At 67.0% G+C, this 15,523-nt stretch carries 16 protein-coding genes; 9 read left to right on the top strand and 7 right to left on the bottom strand.

Features of this window, described 5'->3' with window-relative positions:
- Positions 1 to 64: 64 nt before the first annotated feature.
- Positions 65 to 808, top strand: a complete 744-nt coding sequence (locus DI605_RS11525) for a hypothetical protein (protein ID WP_293973622.1) — start codon at positions 65 to 67, stop codon at positions 806 to 808.
- Positions 809 to 823: 15 nt separating this feature from the next.
- Positions 824 to 1,243: a ribose-phosphate pyrophosphokinase gene (locus DI605_RS11520; RefSeq protein ID WP_293973619.1), complete on the top strand. Its 420-nt coding sequence runs from the start codon at positions 824 to 826 to the stop codon at positions 1,241 to 1,243.
- A 25-nt stretch (positions 1,244 to 1,268) separates the two neighbouring features.
- On the opposite strand, the gene DI605_RS11515 is transcribed toward DI605_RS11520, so the two are convergent.
- From DI605_RS11515 to DI605_RS11500, 4 genes are all read right to left on the bottom strand, one after another.
- On the bottom strand, positions 1,269 to 2,660 hold the full coding sequence (locus DI605_RS11515) for a M20/M25/M40 family metallo-hydrolase (RefSeq protein WP_293974437.1): 1,392 nt from the start codon (positions 2,658 to 2,660) through the stop codon (positions 1,269 to 1,271).
- Positions 2,661 to 2,736: 76 nt separating this feature from the next.
- Positions 2,737 to 2,952, bottom strand: coding sequence for a hypothetical protein (locus DI605_RS11510; protein ID WP_293973616.1), 216 nt, complete (start codon positions 2,950 to 2,952; stop codon positions 2,737 to 2,739).
- Between the two features lie 242 nt (positions 2,953 to 3,194).
- The gene (locus tag DI605_RS11505) at positions 3,195 to 3,638 is read right to left on the bottom strand and encodes a hypothetical protein (RefSeq protein WP_293973613.1); all 444 of its coding nucleotides are present in this window, start codon (positions 3,636 to 3,638) and stop codon (positions 3,195 to 3,197) included.
- Positions 3,639 to 3,723: 85 nt separating this feature from the next.
- On the bottom strand, positions 3,724 to 4,374 hold the full coding sequence (locus tag DI605_RS11500; protein ID WP_293973611.1) for a carbonic anhydrase: 651 nt from the start codon (positions 4,372 to 4,374) through the stop codon (positions 3,724 to 3,726).
- Positions 4,375 to 4,439: 65 nt separating this feature from the next.
- Here DI605_RS11500 and lipA point away from each other — a divergent pair, with 65 nt between their 5' ends.
- Both lipA and DI605_RS11490 read left to right on the top strand, forming a co-directional pair.
- A complete protein-coding gene (lipA, locus tag DI605_RS11495; protein WP_293974434.1) occupies positions 4,440 to 5,366 on the top strand; it encodes a lipoyl synthase in 927 nt (308 codons plus the stop codon).
- A 33-nt stretch (positions 5,367 to 5,399) separates the two neighbouring features.
- On the top strand, positions 5,400 to 5,882 hold the full coding sequence (locus DI605_RS11490) for a type II toxin-antitoxin system RatA family toxin (protein ID WP_293973608.1): 483 nt from the start codon (positions 5,400 to 5,402) through the stop codon (positions 5,880 to 5,882).
- On the opposite strand, the gene DI605_RS11485 is transcribed toward DI605_RS11490, so the two are convergent.
- Genes DI605_RS11485 through DI605_RS11475 form a run of 3 tightly spaced genes read right to left on the bottom strand, consistent with a single transcriptional unit; the run spans position 5,822 to position 8,027 of the window.
- On the bottom strand, positions 5,822 to 6,346 hold the full coding sequence (locus DI605_RS11485; protein ID WP_293973605.1) for a CinA family protein: 525 nt from the start codon (positions 6,344 to 6,346) through the stop codon (positions 5,822 to 5,824). The genes DI605_RS11490 and DI605_RS11485 overlap by 61 nt on opposite strands.
- Positions 6,343 to 6,873 carry a hypothetical protein gene (locus DI605_RS11480; RefSeq protein WP_293973603.1) on the bottom strand — a complete coding sequence of 177 codons (531 nt, stop codon included), beginning with the start codon at positions 6,871 to 6,873 and terminating at the stop codon, positions 6,343 to 6,345. The genes DI605_RS11485 and DI605_RS11480 overlap by 4 nt, the downstream gene beginning before the upstream one ends.
- A complete protein-coding gene (locus DI605_RS11475; RefSeq protein WP_293973600.1) occupies positions 6,870 to 8,027 on the bottom strand; it encodes a bifunctional 2-C-methyl-D-erythritol 4-phosphate cytidylyltransferase/2-C-methyl-D-erythritol 2,4-cyclodiphosphate synthase in 1,158 nt (385 codons plus the stop codon). Before DI605_RS11475 ends, DI605_RS11480 begins: the two co-directional genes overlap by 4 nt.
- A gap of 128 nt (positions 8,028 to 8,155) precedes the next feature.
- Here DI605_RS11475 and dusB point away from each other — a divergent pair, with 128 nt between their 5' ends.
- The 5 genes from dusB to DI605_RS11450 all read left to right on the top strand — a co-directional run bounded on the left by dusB (position 8,156) and on the right by DI605_RS11450 (position 15,512).
- Positions 8,156 to 9,154: a tRNA dihydrouridine synthase DusB gene (dusB, locus tag DI605_RS11470; protein ID WP_293973597.1), complete on the top strand. Its 999-nt coding sequence runs from the start codon at positions 8,156 to 8,158 to the stop codon at positions 9,152 to 9,154.
- A 41-nt stretch (positions 9,155 to 9,195) separates the two neighbouring features.
- Positions 9,196 to 10,242, top strand: a complete 1,047-nt coding sequence (locus tag DI605_RS11465) for an ATP-binding protein (protein ID WP_293973595.1) — start codon at positions 9,196 to 9,198, stop codon at positions 10,240 to 10,242.
- 65 nt (positions 10,243 to 10,307) lie between these two features.
- Positions 10,308 to 11,753, top strand: coding sequence for a nitrogen regulation protein NR(I) (gene ntrC, locus DI605_RS11460; RefSeq protein WP_293974431.1), 1,446 nt, complete (start codon positions 10,308 to 10,310; stop codon positions 11,751 to 11,753).
- Between the two features lie 100 nt (positions 11,754 to 11,853).
- Positions 11,854 to 14,100: an ATP-binding protein gene (locus tag DI605_RS11455; RefSeq protein WP_293973592.1), complete on the top strand. Its 2,247-nt coding sequence runs from the start codon at positions 11,854 to 11,856 to the stop codon at positions 14,098 to 14,100.
- Positions 14,101 to 14,126: 26 nt separating this feature from the next.
- A complete protein-coding gene (locus DI605_RS11450; RefSeq protein WP_293973589.1) occupies positions 14,127 to 15,512 on the top strand; it encodes a sigma-54 dependent transcriptional regulator in 1,386 nt (461 codons plus the stop codon).
- Positions 15,513 to 15,523: the final 11 nt, after the last annotated feature.

The following is a 15,523-nucleotide window of genomic DNA, read 5'->3' as shown; positions in this document are numbered from 1 at the left end:
CGCCACCGCCGATGGCCTGTCCCGCGCCGATCCGTTATGCATGTCTCCGGCAGGGGAGAGGGCGGTGGCAGGCTGGGCGGCACTCATCACGGCGATTGCGGCGCTGATCGGCGCACTGGTCTGGCCCATGGCGATCGTCACGGCCCTGATGATCTTTAGGGATCCGATCCGCGAGGCATCGCGCAACCTGCCCGCCTTGCTGGGGCGGATGCAGAAGGTGAAGCTTGGCGCGTTCGAGGCGGAGCTTTCCGCCAAGACGGCGGGCCTCGTTGAAGAAGCGATCGACGCGCCCGGCGAGATATCGTTCAGCCAGATTAGATCAGCCGCGAGCGTGAAGCTCGCCGCGCGCGGCATCGGCGATGCGGCGCTGCACGATCAGCTGGAAAAGCTCTGCCTGGAATATGAAACGATCCGGAAGGCGATGCCCTCCGGCCAGGCGCGCACGCGGGCGATGGTCGAGGTCCTTGTGAAACTGCGTACGCTGGCGCCGACCGTCGAGCACTTCCTAGCCGAGCTGAAGGCGTCGTCCTCGGCCGGAAAACGCCTGGCGGCGGTGGCGATCATGCAGGTGGATCCCGGCCTCGCGGATCTGCCATGGATCGTGGATCGCTTCCGCCAGGATGATCCTTTTCTCTTCTTCCAGGCGGGCACCATCCTGCGGAGCGTAGCGAACTTGCACGCCGGCACCGATCCCGCGGTTGTGGCCGCCGCCAACGAGGCGCTCGCGATCATCCGTGCCTTTGCCGGAACGCCCGATGCGAACACGATCACCCTGCTCGAGTCGATCGCCTCGGGCGCGGCCGCCTGACGGACGGGGTGCGCCATGGCCATCGAAACACTGTCGGAGTGGCTGGAGTCCGAGGGGATCGTGCCGGCCGGGGGGCCGGGCACGATCGCGGACGTAAAGCGGGTATGCGGGCTGCTCGTGGCCGCAGCGAAGCGAGGCGAGGCGGTGAGCTATTCGGAAATACTCGGCCTGCTCGGCCATCGCTTCACCCGGCCGAAGATGCGCGCGCTATGCAGGACGCTGGACGTGATCGATCGGGAGGCGGCGCTGAGGGGCGAACCCGAACTGGCCGTGCTGGTGGTGCGCGAAAGCGATCGGCTGCCGGGGCAGGGCTGGTGGACCGGCGCGGCCGAGACGCGCGGTTACAAGGGTGAATGGACCGGAGCGGAGGCGGCGGCCTTCGTCGCCGGGATCCAGCAGCGCACCTTCGCTTACTGGCGCGGCAAGCGGGCCTGAGCGGACCGGGCCGGGTCTCGTCCCTTTATCGGGCGGAAGCGGGCGCCACCGGTCCAAGCTCCTCGCCATCCTCCGCCGCGACGGCCAGCAGCGCCGTCCACGCCGCGACATTCTGGCGCAATTGCTCTGGATCGACCTTGTCGAGCGTATCGTCCGCCGTGTGGTGGATATCGAAATAGCGGGTCGCATCCTGGTGGAGATCGATCACCGGGGCGCCCGTGACGCGCGCGATGGGGGCGACGTCCGTCCCGCCATGGGCCGGGGCGTTGCCGCGCGTGATGCCGAGGGGGGCGAGCGCCAGTGCGATCCGGACGGTGAGCGGCGCCTTGGGATCGGCCGCCGTGAAATCCACCTTCCACACCCGATCGGCGCCGCTGTCGCTTTCGCCCACCAGCACATGCTTCTCGCCCACATGCGCCTTCGCATAGGCGTCGCCGCCGAAGCCGCCCGGTTCCTCCGCCCCGAACCAGACGATCCGGATCGCCCGGCGCGGCTGGCCCGAGGCCATGATGCGTCGCGCCGCCGCCGTCACGATGGCGAGGCCGGATGCATCATCGATCGTGCCGGTGCCCAGATCCCAGCTGTCGAGATGGCCGCCGACGAGCACGATGCCCCCCTTCGGATCGCGGCCGGGCACTTCGGCGATGACATTGCCTGATGTGCCGGTGCCCGCCATTCCCGCGCCGATGGTGAGGTGCAGGGTCACCGGCTTGCCGCGATCCAGCACGCGGGCGAGCTGCTCTGCATCGGGCACGCTGAGGGCGGCGGCAGGAATCGGCCTGGCGCCGTCGATCCAGTTCTGCACGCCGGTATGCGGCACGCGATGATGATCGGTGCCGATCGATCGGATCACGATCGCGAGCGCCCCCTTCTTCGAAGCGATAGAGGGGCCGGAACGACGGATTGCGCCGATCTCGCCATAGGATCCGCCATCCTGCTGCGCGGCCATGTGATGGTTCACGAACACGATCTTGCCGCGAACGGCTTCGGCCGGAGCCTTAACCAGCGCGTCCAGCCCGTCGAAAGCGGCGATTTCCGCCGTGATCCCGCCGGCAGGGGTCGCGCTGCTGTTGCCGAGCGCTGCCACGACCAGCTTTTGCGGGAAAGGCGACATGATCTCGGCCGTCTCCTCGCCACGCTGCCACACGGGCATGGTGAAGGTTTCGACATGGACGTTGGCGAAGCCCGCGCGCCGGAGCTCCGTCACCGCCCATTCCCGCGCGCGTGCCTCGGCCGGTGTCGCGGCGAGACGCTGCCCCACTTCCGTGGTCAGTCCTTCGAGGATGTCGAAGGCGATATCGTCCTTGAGCGCGGCGTCGCGCAGCACAGCGGGATCGGCGGCAATGGCAGCGGATGGCAGGGCGACGATCCCGGCTGCGACGAACGTGGCGAACAGGGGGGCAAGGGGGCGTTTCATCATGCCCGCAAGCTCACTTTTCCCGCCGCCCTGTCAAGCGCACACCAGCCCCGAAACGACAGAAACATGCGCTTGCTCAGGCGGCGTCGAGCGCCCCGCGCAGCCGGGCCATATCGCGCGCCGGGCGCGCGCCGAACTGCCGCGCATCATCCCGGCTGAACTGCGACGCGCTTTCATAGCCGACGGTTTCACCGCCGACGGCATGGTCCGCGCGCGCGGCATCGTATGGCGTGGAAAGCGGCAGCCTTGCCGTCTGGAGGCGCAGGGCCTTCTGAAACTGGAGCGGGCTCATTGTCGCCGCCTTGAAATGGCGGTGGAAGGAACGCTCATCCCCGCTATTTTCGCCAGCAGGCTGATCCGGATAGGCTGATCCTAATGGCGCCGGATCCAGTCGATCGCGTGTCACACGCGGGCCGGCCTCTTATCCTCCTGCACGATCTGACGGAGCATCGGGCCATGACCGGGTCTTCGACTGGCGGAAGCTACGCGAAGGGGATGAGTGGGCGCCCGCGCGCCCGCTCATCCAATCTTTCGTCAGTAATAATCCGAGACGTTGGGCGGCGGCATGTCGCAGGCGCGCTGATGGCCTTTCTTGCAGGCCTGCACCTGGATGCGCCACACCGACATGGCATCCGCATAGGCGCGCTGCTGGCGCATATAGCGGGCATCCGTGCGATCGACGGCCGCATCGTGGCGCACGAGGGCTTCCAGATAGGCCTGACGATCGAGATCATATTGCGCCCGATCCGCCTCGCTGGTCGCCGCCGTCGCCGAGGCCGACGCCCCGGCCCGCGCATTGAGGGCGTCGGTAACGGGACCTTCCTTCGCATTCACGGCATCCGCCCGCGCGGTGGGTTTGTCGTAGCCGCGATCCTGGGCCAGTTCCTGATGCGCTGCATGAGGATCGGCCGTCTGCGCGATCGCCGGTGTCAGCAGCGCCACTCCGGCCAGAACGGCGGCGATCAGCTTGGTACGCATCTCTACTCTCCGAAACATATATGTGCGGCAGCGCAAACGCCTGCCCGCATGGCCCTGTTCCGGAGGGAGGCCTTCGAGGGGGCGGTCAGGCGGAAGCTGGCGAGAAGATCCCCGATGCCTCGTCCAGCAGATGCAGCTTGCCATCGGCAATCGCGAAATAGGCGCCGTGCAGCGTGAGATCGCCGGCGGCCTCGCGTTCGGCGACTCCAGGGAAGGTGCGCAGATTGGCGAGGCTCACCTTCACGCCTTCCAGTTCCAGCGCGTGAACCGCCTCTGCGCCGGTGCCATGCTCGGCCACGACGCGATCGCGTGCCTCATCCAGAAGATCGACCCAGTGCGCGATGAAGCCGCCCTCGCCATTGGCCTTCCCGGCGAAAGCCCGCGACAGCGCCGCCCCCACGCCACCGCAGGCGCCGTGGCCCAGCACCACAATTTCGGGCACTTTCAGTTGATTGAGCGCGAATTCCAGCGCGGCCGAGACGCCGTGGCGGCTGCCATCCGTTTCGAACGGGGGCACCAGATTGGCGACGTTGCGCACGACGAACATCTCGCCGGGGGCCGTATCGAAGATCACCGTCGGATCGACTCGGCTGTCCGAACAGGCGATGATCATCACCTTGGGGCTCTGCCCCTCGGCCAGTTCGGCCCAGCGGGCACGCTCGTTGGCCCAGTCTCCTGCCCGAAAGCGGCGATAACCGGCCAGCAGCCGTTCGAAATCGATGGATTCCTGTGTCATGTTACTGGCGTAGAACGGCAGGGGCGGGGGTGGCAAGCGCGGGCATCCAGCGCTATCTGGGGCCCATGACCGAGCCGCTTCCCGCCACGCCGTTGATCCGCACCCGCAAGCCCGACTGGATCCGGGTCAAGGCCCCTACCAGCAAGGGCTTTTCGGATACGCGCGCGATGATGCGCCGCCTGAACCTCAACACCGTGTGCGAAGAAGCGGCCTGCCCGAATATCGGCGAATGCTGGACGAAGAAGCACGCGACGGTGATGATCCTGGGCGATGTCTGCACGCGGGCCTGCGCCTTCTGCAACGTCAAGACCGGCATGCCACGCCCCGTCGATCCGCTGGAACCGCAGCACGTGGCCGATGCGGCCGGTGAACTGGGGCTCGAGCATATCGTCATCACCTCGGTCGATCGCGACGATCTGAAGGATGGCGGCGCCTCGCAATTCGTGAAGGTGATCGAGGCGATCCGCCGGTCCGCGCCGTCGACGACGATCGAGATCCTGACCCCCGATTTCCGCAACAAGGCGGAAGCCGCCGTCGAAGCGATCGTCGCGGCGCGGCCCGATGTCTACAATCACAATCTGGAGACGGTGCCGAGGCTCTATCCCACGATCCGTCCGGGCGCGCGCTATTATGCGTCGCTGCGCCTGCTGGAGAGCGTGAAGAAGCTCGATCCCTCGATCTTCACCAAATCCGGCCTGATGACGGGCCTGGGGGAGGAGAGGCTGGAAGTCCATCAGGTGATGGACGACATGCGTTCCGCCGGAATCGATTTCCTGACGATGGGCCAGTATCTCCAGCCCACGCCCAAGCATGCGAAGGTGCAGGAATTCACCACGCCCAAGGCGTTCGAGGCTTATGCCGCGATCGCGCGCGCCAAGGGCTTCCTGCTCGTGGCGGCCAGCCCGCTCACCCGTTCCAGCTATCATGCGGGCGACGATTTCGCGAAGATGAAGGCGGCGCGCGAGGCGCAACTGGCGAAGGCGCGTCCTTGATCCGTTCCCCCGTATATCGGGGAGGAGTGAAGCTTGCCCAAGCATAGCGAAACGCGCGCGCTTCCCTACGCGCCTGAAGAGATGTTCGATCTGGTGGCGGACGTGGCCCGCTACGGCGAATTTCTGCCCTGGGTGGTCGGCGTCCGCGTGAAATCGAACAGCGAGACGGAGATGGTCGCGGACCTGCTCGTCGGCTTCAAGGCGCTGCGCGAGAAATTCACGTCACGCGTCACGAAGGAGCGGCCGGGGCGCATCCACGTCGACTATCTCGATGGCCCGCTCTCACATCTCACCAACGACTGGGCGTTCCGTCCGGATGGGAAGGGCGGCTGCCTCGTCGATTTCGCGGTGGATTTTGCCTTCCGCAGCCGCATGTTCGAGGCGCTGGCGGGCCAGGTGTTCGATCGCGCGCTGCGCAGGATGATCGGCGCGTTCGAGGAACGCGCCGCCGTTCTTTATACGGGCTCGGCCGGCGCGTCCGGCAGCAGCAGTTCCAGCGCGCACAGCGCCGCCTGAAGGCGGATGCCCGATCGGCCAAGATCGCCGAAAGCGCGCTGATCGACCTTCGCTTTCTCCGGATCCTCGCCGGCGATGCAGCGGGCGAAGACGACCGTGCCGACAGGCTTGCGCTCGCTGCCGCCGCCCGGCCCGGCAATGCCGGTGATCGAAACGGACAGGTCGGCGCCCGTCTTCTCAACGGCGCCATTCGCCATCGCCCAGGCGGTGGCGAGGCTGACGGCGCCGAACGTTTCGAGCACATCCTGCGCCACGGCAAGCAGGTTCATCTTGGCTTCGTCGGCATAGGTGACGATCCCGGCCACGAAGACATCGGACGATCCCGGTATCTCGGTGAGGGCGGCGCTGACCAGGCCCCCCGTGCAACTCTCCGCGACGGCGATCCGCCGGCCCGCGGCGCGATTTTCATCGATCACGCGCCGCGCGAGCTTTGTCAGCTCGGCTGGCAGAAGAGACTCGGTCAAGGCCGGATCTCCGGCCGACAGATGTGAAGCACGCCCGCTATCCCCTTGTCTTTTCTGTCGGCCAACATGATCGCCACGATCGCAAGCCGGCCGACGTTACGCCCCGGCAGGGCCGCCGCCGCCGAAATGGCGGTGTCCGCGGCGGCACAATCGCTGGTGCTGATGCGCTTGGCGAGCAGATTGCCCAGCAGCGGCTCGGCCAGCTGACGCACGAGATCACTGTTCATTTCCGGCGGCATTTCCTGCCCCAGAACCTGCGTGAAGATGCCGGCGATGGCCGTGCGTGCCGAAGGCCACGCCGCCGCCGCATCCGGCCGATAGCGATCGGCCAGCGCATCGGCATTGGCCGGCAGATAGGCGGTGCGCGGAAGTTCCGGCCCGCAGCGCTGGGCAAGGCCCTGGACCAGGGAGGGCAGCGCGAAAGTGACGAGCGATGCCGCCTGTTCCTGCGGCATGCAGCGCAGGCCCTGCGCCGATGTCGCCGCCGGCATGGCGAGCGCCGCGGCAGCCAGCGCGAGCCGCTTCATGCTTCGTCCCCGTCCGGCACGCGAACCGTGGCCGCCGCCTGCGCGGCAATGCCCTCGCGTCGCCCGGTGAAGCCCAGTCTCTCCGTCGTCGTCGCCTTCACGCTCACCTTTCCTTCGCCGATGCCCAGGATCTCAGCGATACGGGTCCGGATGGCCGGACGATACGGCCCCACCTTCGGTTCCTCGCAGATAATCGTCAGGTCGACATGATCGATCCGCCCGCCGGCATCTTCCACCAGCTTGCGCGCATGATCCAGGAAGCGCCACGAGGCCGCGCCACGCCACTGCGGATCGGATGGCGGGAAATGCGTGCCGATGTCTCCGGCGCCGATCGTGCCGAGCAGCGCATCGGTCAGCGCGTGCAAAGCGACATCCGCGTCGGAATGGCCGGCCAGCCCGCGCGTGTGGGGGATCTCGATCCCGCCGAGCCACAGGCTGTTGCCCGGAGCGAAGCCGTGCACGTCGAAGCCGAGCGCGGTGCGGGAGACGAGGCGATCCGCCAGCCTGCGTTCGGCTGCTTCAAAATCGGAGGGAAAGGTCAGTTTTTCGAGCATGGCGGCTCCTTCGACGATCGCGACATTTCGCCCGATCGCGCGCAGCATCTGGGCATCGTCCGTGGCCTCCCGCCCTTCAGGCCAGGCGGCATGGGCGGCACGTATGGCATCATGGCGAAAGGCCTGCGGGGTTTGCACGCGGCGCAGCGGATCACGCGGGACGACATCGCCCAGGGAATCGGCCACGCGCACGATCGTATCCACCACCGGGAGCACGGGCACGGCGCCGTCATGCCCGTCCAGCGCGGCCAGCAGGCGATCCACCACATCCGCCGGCACGAACGGGCGCGCCGCATCGTGGATCAGAACCCGGCCGCCGCCGATAGCGCGCAGGCCGTTGGCAACCGATTCCCGCCGTGTCTCTCCGCCGATAACAGGCGGGGGCAAGCGGCGTTCGCCGATCGCGGCACGATAGACATCCTCCTGGCCCGGCGCGATCACGACCTGCACGGCGTGGATGGCGGGATGGTTCGCCAGCGCGTCGATCGCGTGAGCGAGCACCGCCTTCCCGGCGATCCTGCGATATTGTTTGGGTTGGCCGGGGCCAGAGCGGGTGCCCTGGCCGGCGGCGACGATCAGGGCGGTCACATGGTCGGCCATCGCGCGGCCCCTATCGCGAGCCGGCACGAAAGAGAATGCCCGATCGCATGGCACATCTTGGACACACCAGCGCGATTTGTGGTCACCTGCCTCTTTTTTGGGCAATGGAAATGGTGCACTAGCGAATCGTGTCTCGTCTGAAGCCCATCCAGATCGGCAATGTCCGCATCGAAACGCCGGTGATTCTGGCGCCGATGACCGGCGTCTCCGATCTTCCGTTCCGCCGCATCGTTCGCAGCTTCGGCTCGGGCCTCAACGTCACCGAGATGATCGCCAGCCAGGCCGCGATCCGCGAGACGCGCCAATCGCTGCAAAAAGCGATGTGGGATGCGATCGAGGAGCCGGTATCGATGCAGCTCGTCGGCTGCACGCCCTATGAGATGGGCGAGGCGGCGAAGCTTTCCGCCGACAAGGGCGCCGCGATCGTCGACATCAACATGGGCTGCCCGGTCCGCAAGGTTGTGAATGGCGATGCGGGTTCGGCGCTGATGCGCGAACCGGAACTGGCGCGCGCGATCATCGAGGCGTGCGTGAAGGCCGTGGACGTGCCCGTGACGCTCAAGATGCGCATGGGCTGGGATCATCAGAGCCTCAACGCTCCGGAATTCGCGCGCATGGCGGAGGATCTCGGCATCCGCATGATCACGGTGCACGGGCGCACGCGCTGCCAGATGTACAAGGGCAGCGCCGACTGGGCCTTCGTCCGCAAGGTGAAGGATGCGGTGGCCGTTCCCGTCATCGTTAACGGCGACATCTGCTCGATCGAGGATGCGGATCGTGCGCTGGAGCTTTCCGGCGCCGATGGCCTGATGATCGGCCGCGGCAGCTATGGCCGCCCCTGGCTGCTCGCTCAGGTGATGCGCTGGCTGGAAACGGGCGAGCATCGCCCCGATCCCTCGATCGACCAGCAATATCAGGTCATTACCGGCCATTATCAGGCGATGCTGGATCTCTATGGCCATGATGTGGGCGTCAACATGGCCCGCAAGCATCTGGGCTGGTATACCAAGGGCCTGCCAGGCTCGGCGGAGTTCCGCAATCGCGTGAACCAGATACCCGATCCCGCGACCGTTCTTTCCATGCTTTCGGAATTCTACGCCCCGTGGACGTGCCGCGCGGCGGCCTGAGCCCCGTTTTCGGTCGGCCGGCGGTCGACCGGAGGAAACCCGTGCCCTCGGAAGAATTGCTGGCGGCGCTGCCCACGCCGCTGATCGTGATCGATGCGGACGGGATCATCCACGAAATCAACGGCGCCGCCGAATCCCTGCTCAATCTTTCGCGCGCCGCGATCGTTGGCATGATGATCGTCGATGCGATCGGCCACACGCTGAATTCGCTGCCGAGCGGTACGATGGTGACGGCTTACGATCAGGAGATCGCGCTGCCGGGAGGTCGTCAGCAGGCGGATCTCCTGATCGCGCCCTGGCCGGAGCGACCGGGCTGGCGGATCGTGACCATCCACCCGCAGCCCACCGCCGGCCCGATCGCGCGACGCAGCGGCCGGGAAGGAGGCAGCCGCACGGCCGCCGGGGCAGCCGCGATGCTGGCGCACGAAATCAAGAATCCGCTGTCCGGCATCAGCGGCGCGGCCCAATTGCTGGAGGAGAGCGCCGATGAGGAGGCGCGCCCGCTCACCCGGCTCATCCGGCAGGAGGTGGATCGCGTCGCCGCGCTGATCGATCGGATGGAGAATTTCACCGATACGCGCCCGCTGGAATGCGCGCCGCAGAATATCCACGCCATTCTGGAACATGCCCGTGCCGTCGCCATCCAGGGCGCGCCGCCGACGATCCAGATCCGCGAAGTTTATGATCCGTCATTGCCGGCAGTGCTAGGGCATCGCGATTCGCTGGTGCAAGTTCTTATCAATCTTATCAAGAATGCCTCCGAAGCACTTGGTCCTCTTGGCGGAACAATCACGCTCACCACGGCCTATCGCCACGGCATCCGCATGCTCACCGATCATGGCCATGGCCGGCGCGAACTGCCGATCGAGGTCTGCGTGTGCGATGACGGGCCTGGCCCGCCACACGACATTGCCGAGCATCTGTTCGATCCGTTCGTCACGTCCAAGCCCACGGGACGCGGGCTGGGGCTGGCGCTCGTGCAGAAGCTGATCGTCGATCAGGGCGGGATGGTCGAATATGCGCGGGAGGGGCGGCCCGAGCGCACCGTCTTCCGTCTGATGTTGCCCAGAGCGGAACGGAAAAAATGAGCATGGGCGGCATGAAGGAAACGAGGGGGCAGGATGCGCATGACAAGCCGGGCGGGGTTGCCCTGATGAACGCCACGCGCGCCGGCCGCATTCTCGTGACGGACGACGATGCAGCGATCCGCACGGTTGTGCGAGAAGCGCTCCGCCGGGCCGGGCATGTCGTCGAGGTGGCAGGCAGCCTTGCCGAGCAGCGCCGCGCCTTCGCCCATTTTCGGCCAGACGTGCTGGTGACGGACGTGGTGCTGCCCGATGGCAACGGGCTGGATGCCGTGGCGGATCTGCGGGCGCACCAGCCCGGTTTTCCGGTGATCGTGCTCTCGGCCCAGAATACCTTCACCACGGCGCTTCGGGCGAACGAAGAAGGCGCCTTCGATTATCTGCCCAAGCCCTTCGATCTCGGCGAACTGGCGCGCACCGTGGCCGATGCGCTCCGCGCCGCCGCGCCGGGGGACGATCCCGCGCAGCAGGAGCCGGGCGAGGAATTGCCGCTGATCGGCCGCTCGCCGGTGATGCAGGAAGTCTATCGAACGATCGCACGAGTCGTTTCCAATGACCTGACCGTGCTGATCCTGGGCGAGTCGGGCACCGGCAAGGAGCTGGTCGCCCGCGCGATCCACGATTTCGGCGGGCGCAAGGAGGCGCCGTTCGTGCCCGTCAACATGGCGGCGATTCCGCGCGAACTGATCGAGAGCGAATTGTTCGGTCATGAGCGTGGCGCCTTCACGGGCGCGGCCCAGCGCAATGTCGGCCGGTTCGAGCAGGCCCAGCGCGGCACATTGTTCCTCGACGAAATCGGCGACATGCCGATCGAGGCGCAGACGCGGCTGCTGCGTGTGCTCCAGTCGGGAGAATTCACGCCGGTCGGCTCGGCACGCGCGATCCGCGCCGATGTGCGCATCATCTCCGCCACGCATCAGGATCTGCCGCGCCTGATCGCGGAGGGATCCTTTCGCGAGGATCTCTATTACCGGCTCAACGTGGTGCCCGTCCGCCTGCCGCCGCTGCGGGAGCGGGGCGGGGACATGGCCCTGCTGGCGCGCTATTTCCTCGATCGGGCGGCCGCGAGCGGCTTGCCACGCAAATCGCTGGACGAAGCCGCCGCCCTTCGGCTCGAACGGCACAATTGGCCCGGCAACGTGCGCGAACTGGAAAATCTCATGCGGCGGCTCGCCGCGCTCAGCCGCGATCCGGTGATCGGTGCGGCGCTGGTGGAGCAGCAGCTGGCGGCAGGGCTGGCAGGCGTCGCACTCACGCCGGAGACGAGCAGCCTGAGCGAGGCGATCGAACATCATATCGCCCGCCATCTGGCCAGCTATGGCGGCAGCCTTCCGCCGGATGGCCTTTACGAACGCATTCTTTCGGAGGTGGAGCGCCCGCTCTTCCGTCTGGCGCTGGCGGCGGTGCGCGGCAATCAGCTGAAGGCGGCCAAGTTGCTCGGGCTGAACCGCAATACGCTGCGCAAGAAGCTTACGGATCTGGGCGTGGGGCCCGCCGTCCGCCGGCCGGACTGACGCGCTTTCCGGCGCGGCCGTCCCGCATCCTGCGACGAACCGATCGCGCCTGCGATCGGCTGTGTTTGCTCTGCCACGTCACTGTGGTATCCCGGACACTATGAAGTCGTCCGCCCCGCAGCTTGGCCAGCGGTTCGGCACGAGCGCGCCGCGCTGGCGGCGCCGGCTCGCGCTGTGGATGCGAGGCCCGCAGGCGGGGCTCGTGTTCGAACTGGGCACGCTGTTCCTGATGCTCGCGATGATGGGCGTGGCCTATGCCACGCTCAACCATGCCGGTGCACCGCAGAAACTGCTGACGCCGGTGGTGGTGGCGCTGCTGCTCGTGGCCACATTGGTGCCCGCGATGGGCCTGCTGGTGCTGCTTGCCCGGCGCATCGCGCGGGCGCGGGCGGAACAGTCCCCGCTTGGCGGGCGCGGCCAGCTCCATGTCCGGCTCGTCGCGCTCTTTTCGGCGATCGCCGCGTTGCCGACTTTGCTGGTGGTGATCTTCGCCTCGCTGCTGTTTCAATATGGCGTGCAATTCTGGTTTTCGGATCGCGCGCGCATCGTGCTGCAAAATGCCGACAAGGTGGCGCAAACCTATGTGAGCGAGCACAGCAAGCGGCTGGCGGACGACAATGTGGCGATGGCGGGAGACATTCTGCGCGCGCTTAACGATGCCCGGCCGGACGATCCGCGCTGGGACAGCTATTTCGCCAGTCAGGTTTTCTATCGCCTGCTCGATCAGGCGGCGATGATCCGTGTCGCCAAGGATGGCAGCGAACAGCTGATCTGGGGCGCCAATCTCGACAAGATGGCGCTGGAGAAGCGCCTGTCGCCCGCGATCCTGCCCAGCCTTCAGGACGATCAGCCGCACACGCGCGTGCTGCGCGACAGGCTGGAATCGGTGCTGCGCTTCGACAAGAATACCGGAACCTATCTGTGGGTGGCCCGCAACGCCGATCCGCTGGTGCTGGCGCAGGCGGGCAGGGCGAACAGCGCGATCAACGATTATACGCAGCTGCTGGATCGTTCGCGCACGTGGCAGTTCCGCTTCAATGTGGCCCTGTTCACCGGATCGCTGCTGATCGTGGCGATCGCGATCTGGGTGGCGCTGACCGTGGCGGACAGGCTGGTGCGCCCGATCGGCGATCTCGTTGGCGCGGCCCGGCGCGTGGCCGGCGGCGATCTGTCCGCGCGCGTTTCCTTCAGCGCCAGCCATGACGAGGTTGGAACGCTGGCCGCCGCCTTCAACCGGATGACGCGCCGCCTGCAGGAGCAGACGAGCACGCTGGAAAATCGACGCGCGCTGACGGAGGCGGTGCTTTCGGGCGTGTCGGCAGGCGTGATCTCGGTGGATGCGGACGGGCTGGTGACGATCATCAATCCCTCCGCCAACCACCTGCTTCATGCCGAAGGGCGCAGCCCCATTGGCGCGCGGCTGGACGAGATCGCGCCGGAACTGGCGGCACTGATGGCATCGGGCCAGCGCGAGGCGGTGATCCAGCTTCCGGCCGGGGGAGAATTGCGCACGCTCGCCGTCACGATCGGCCGCGTTGGCGATACGCCGGAAGCGCCCCATGTGCTGACCTTCGACGATATCACCCAGCAGCTTTCGGATCAGCGGCGCGCCGCCTGGGCGGACGTGGCCCGCCGGATCGCGCACGAGATCAAGAACCCGCTCACCCCGATCCAGCTTGCCGCCGAGCGTCTCCAGCGCCGCTATGGCCGCGACATCGTCGACGAGAGCGGCACGTTCGAGCGGCTTGTTTCCACCATCGTTCGGCAGGTGGGCGATATCCGCCGCATGATCGACGAATTCTCCGCCTTTGCCCGCATGCCCAAGCCCAGCTTCGCCGAGGAGCCGATCGTGGAGATCGTGCGCGAGACGTTGCTGCTGGCCGAGGTTTCCCGCCCGAACATCCGCTTCTCGTTCGATGCGCCGCATCCGGGGCCGACCTTGGTGTGCGATCGCCGCCAGCTTGGCCAGGCGCTGACCAACATCGTCAAGAACGGGGCCGAGGCGATCGAGGGAAGGCTGGGCGATGCGCCGGGCGGCGAGATCGGCCTGTCGATCGAACGGACAGGCGACGGTCGCCTCTCGATCACCGTGTCCGACAACGGCGTCGGCCTGCCCGCGGAACGCGAGCGGCTGACCGAGCCTTATATGACGACGCGCGCAAAGGGCACGGGCCTGGGCCTCGCGATCGTCGAGAAGATCGTCGAGGATCATCTGGGGCAGATGAGCTTCGCCGACCGCGAGGGCGGGGGTGCCGTGGTGCGCCTCCTCCTCGATCCCGCGGCGCTCGCGCCGCTCGCCGGCGGGGAGGGGGCTCCGCCGGCCGAGCGCCCGATCGCGGCAGAATGACCATAACTCACGGAGAGAATTGACGCATGGCCCTCGATATTCTGGTCGTCGACGATGAAGCCGACATTCGCGAGCTTGTTGCAGGCGTGCTCGAGGATGAAGGCTATCATGCGCGCACGGCCGGCAATGCCGATGCCGCGCTCGCCGCGATCGCCGAAAGACGGCCGAGCCTTGCCCTGCTCGACGTCTGGTTGCAGGGCTCCCGGCTCGACGGGCTGGAGCTTCTGGCGGAGATCAAGCGGCGCGATCCCTCGCTGCCGGTGATCGTCGTGTCCGGCCACGGCACGCTCGACACCGCTGTCGCCGCTGTCCGGCAGGGAGCGATCGATTTCATCGAGAAGCCGTTCGAGAGCGAGCGTCTGCTCCATCTCGTCGCCCGCGCCACCGAGACCGATCGCCTGCGCCGCGAAAACGCGTCCCTCAAGGAGCGCTTCGGCGAAGAGGCGGAGCTGACCGGCGCCTCCAGCGCGATCAATTCGGTGCGCGCCACGCTCAAGCGCGTGGCGGCCACGGGCAGCCGTGTCCTCATCACCGGGCCGGCCGGCGTCGGCAAGGAAGTCGCCGCCCGCCTGCTGCACGACTGGAGCGCGCGCGCGAGCGGCGCTTTCGTGGTGGTCGCGGCAGCGCGGATGACGCCCGATCGCGTCGAGGAGGAATTGTTCGGCGTGGAGGAGGGGGGCGAACTGGTCCGCCCCGGCCTGCTGGAGGCGGCGCATGGCGGCACCCTGTTTCTCGACGAGATAGCGGATATGCCGCTGACGACGCAGGCCCGCATCCTGCGTGTTCTGACCGATCAGAGCTTCAGCCGCGTGGGCGGCACGCGCACCGTGAAGGTCGACGTTCGTGTCGTTTCGGCCACCGCGCGCGATCTTTCGGAGGAGATTGCCGCCGGCCGCTTCCGCGAAGATCTCTATTATCGGCTCAATGTCGTTCCGGTTCATCTCCCGCCGCTGGGCGAACGGCGCGAGGACGTGCCGCCGCTGGCCGAGCGTTTCGTCGCGCGCTTCGCCGCCGAGCGTCGCGTCGCCACACCGGTTCTGGGCGCCGAGGCACTGGCCGCGTTGCAGGCCTATGACTGGCCGGGCAATGTCCGCCAGCTTCGCAACGTGATCGAGCGGACCATCATCCTTGCCCCGGGCGATCGGCTGGCGATGATCGACGTGGACATGCTGCCGCAGGAAATTACCAGCGGGCAGACCGAACTCGTCTCCGGCAATGCCGCGCGATCCATCATGGGCACGCCGCTGCGCGAAGCGCGGGAAACGTTCGAGCGTGAATATCTGCGCGTCCAGATCCGCCGCTTTTCCGGCAATATCAGCCGCACGGCGACCTTTATCGGGATGGAAAGATCGGCGCTTCACCGGAAGCTGAAGACGCTGGGGTTGGCCGATCCGCGTTCCGACGAGGAATGACGCGAGCCCAA

This window comes from Sphingomonas sp. (genome assembly GCF_003248515.1).
Taxonomy (GTDB): domain Bacteria; phylum Pseudomonadota; class Alphaproteobacteria; order Sphingomonadales; family Sphingomonadaceae; genus Sphingomonas_I.
Note: the sequence above shows the minus strand (reverse complement) of the source record. Positions and strands in the feature narration are given on the sequence as shown.

Bases quoted from the DNA above. Each gene is read 5' to 3' on its own strand.
- DI605_RS11475 (WP_293973600.1), bottom strand. From the start codon at position 8,027: ATGGCCGACCATGTGACCGCCCTGATCGTCGCCGCCGGCCAGGGCACC.
- ntrC (WP_293974431.1), top strand. From the start codon at position 10,308: ATGAACGCCACGCGCGCCGGCCGCATTCTCGTGACGGACGACGATGCA.
- DI605_RS11500 (WP_293973611.1), bottom strand. From the start codon at position 4,374: ATGACACAGGAATCCATCGATTTCGAACGGCTGCTGGCCGGTTATCGC.
- lipA (WP_293974434.1), top strand. From the start codon at position 4,440: ATGACCGAGCCGCTTCCCGCCACGCCGTTGATCCGCACCCGCAAGCCC.
- DI605_RS11455 (WP_293973592.1), top strand. From the start codon at position 11,854: ATGAAGTCGTCCGCCCCGCAGCTTGGCCAGCGGTTCGGCACGAGCGCG.
- DI605_RS11480 (WP_293973603.1), bottom strand. From the start codon at position 6,873: ATGAAGCGGCTCGCGCTGGCTGCCGCGGCGCTCGCCATGCCGGCGGCG.
- DI605_RS11520 (WP_293973619.1), top strand. From the start codon at position 824: ATGGCCATCGAAACACTGTCGGAGTGGCTGGAGTCCGAGGGGATCGTG.
- DI605_RS11515 (WP_293974437.1), bottom strand. From the start codon at position 2,660: ATGAAACGCCCCCTTGCCCCCCTGTTCGCCACGTTCGTCGCAGCCGGG.
- DI605_RS11450 (WP_293973589.1), top strand. From the start codon at position 14,127: ATGGCCCTCGATATTCTGGTCGTCGACGATGAAGCCGACATTCGCGAG.
- DI605_RS11510 (WP_293973616.1), bottom strand. From the start codon at position 2,952: ATGAGCCCGCTCCAGTTTCAGAAGGCCCTGCGCCTCCAGACGGCAAGG.
- DI605_RS11505 (WP_293973613.1), bottom strand. From the start codon at position 3,638: ATGCGTACCAAGCTGATCGCCGCCGTTCTGGCCGGAGTGGCGCTGCTG.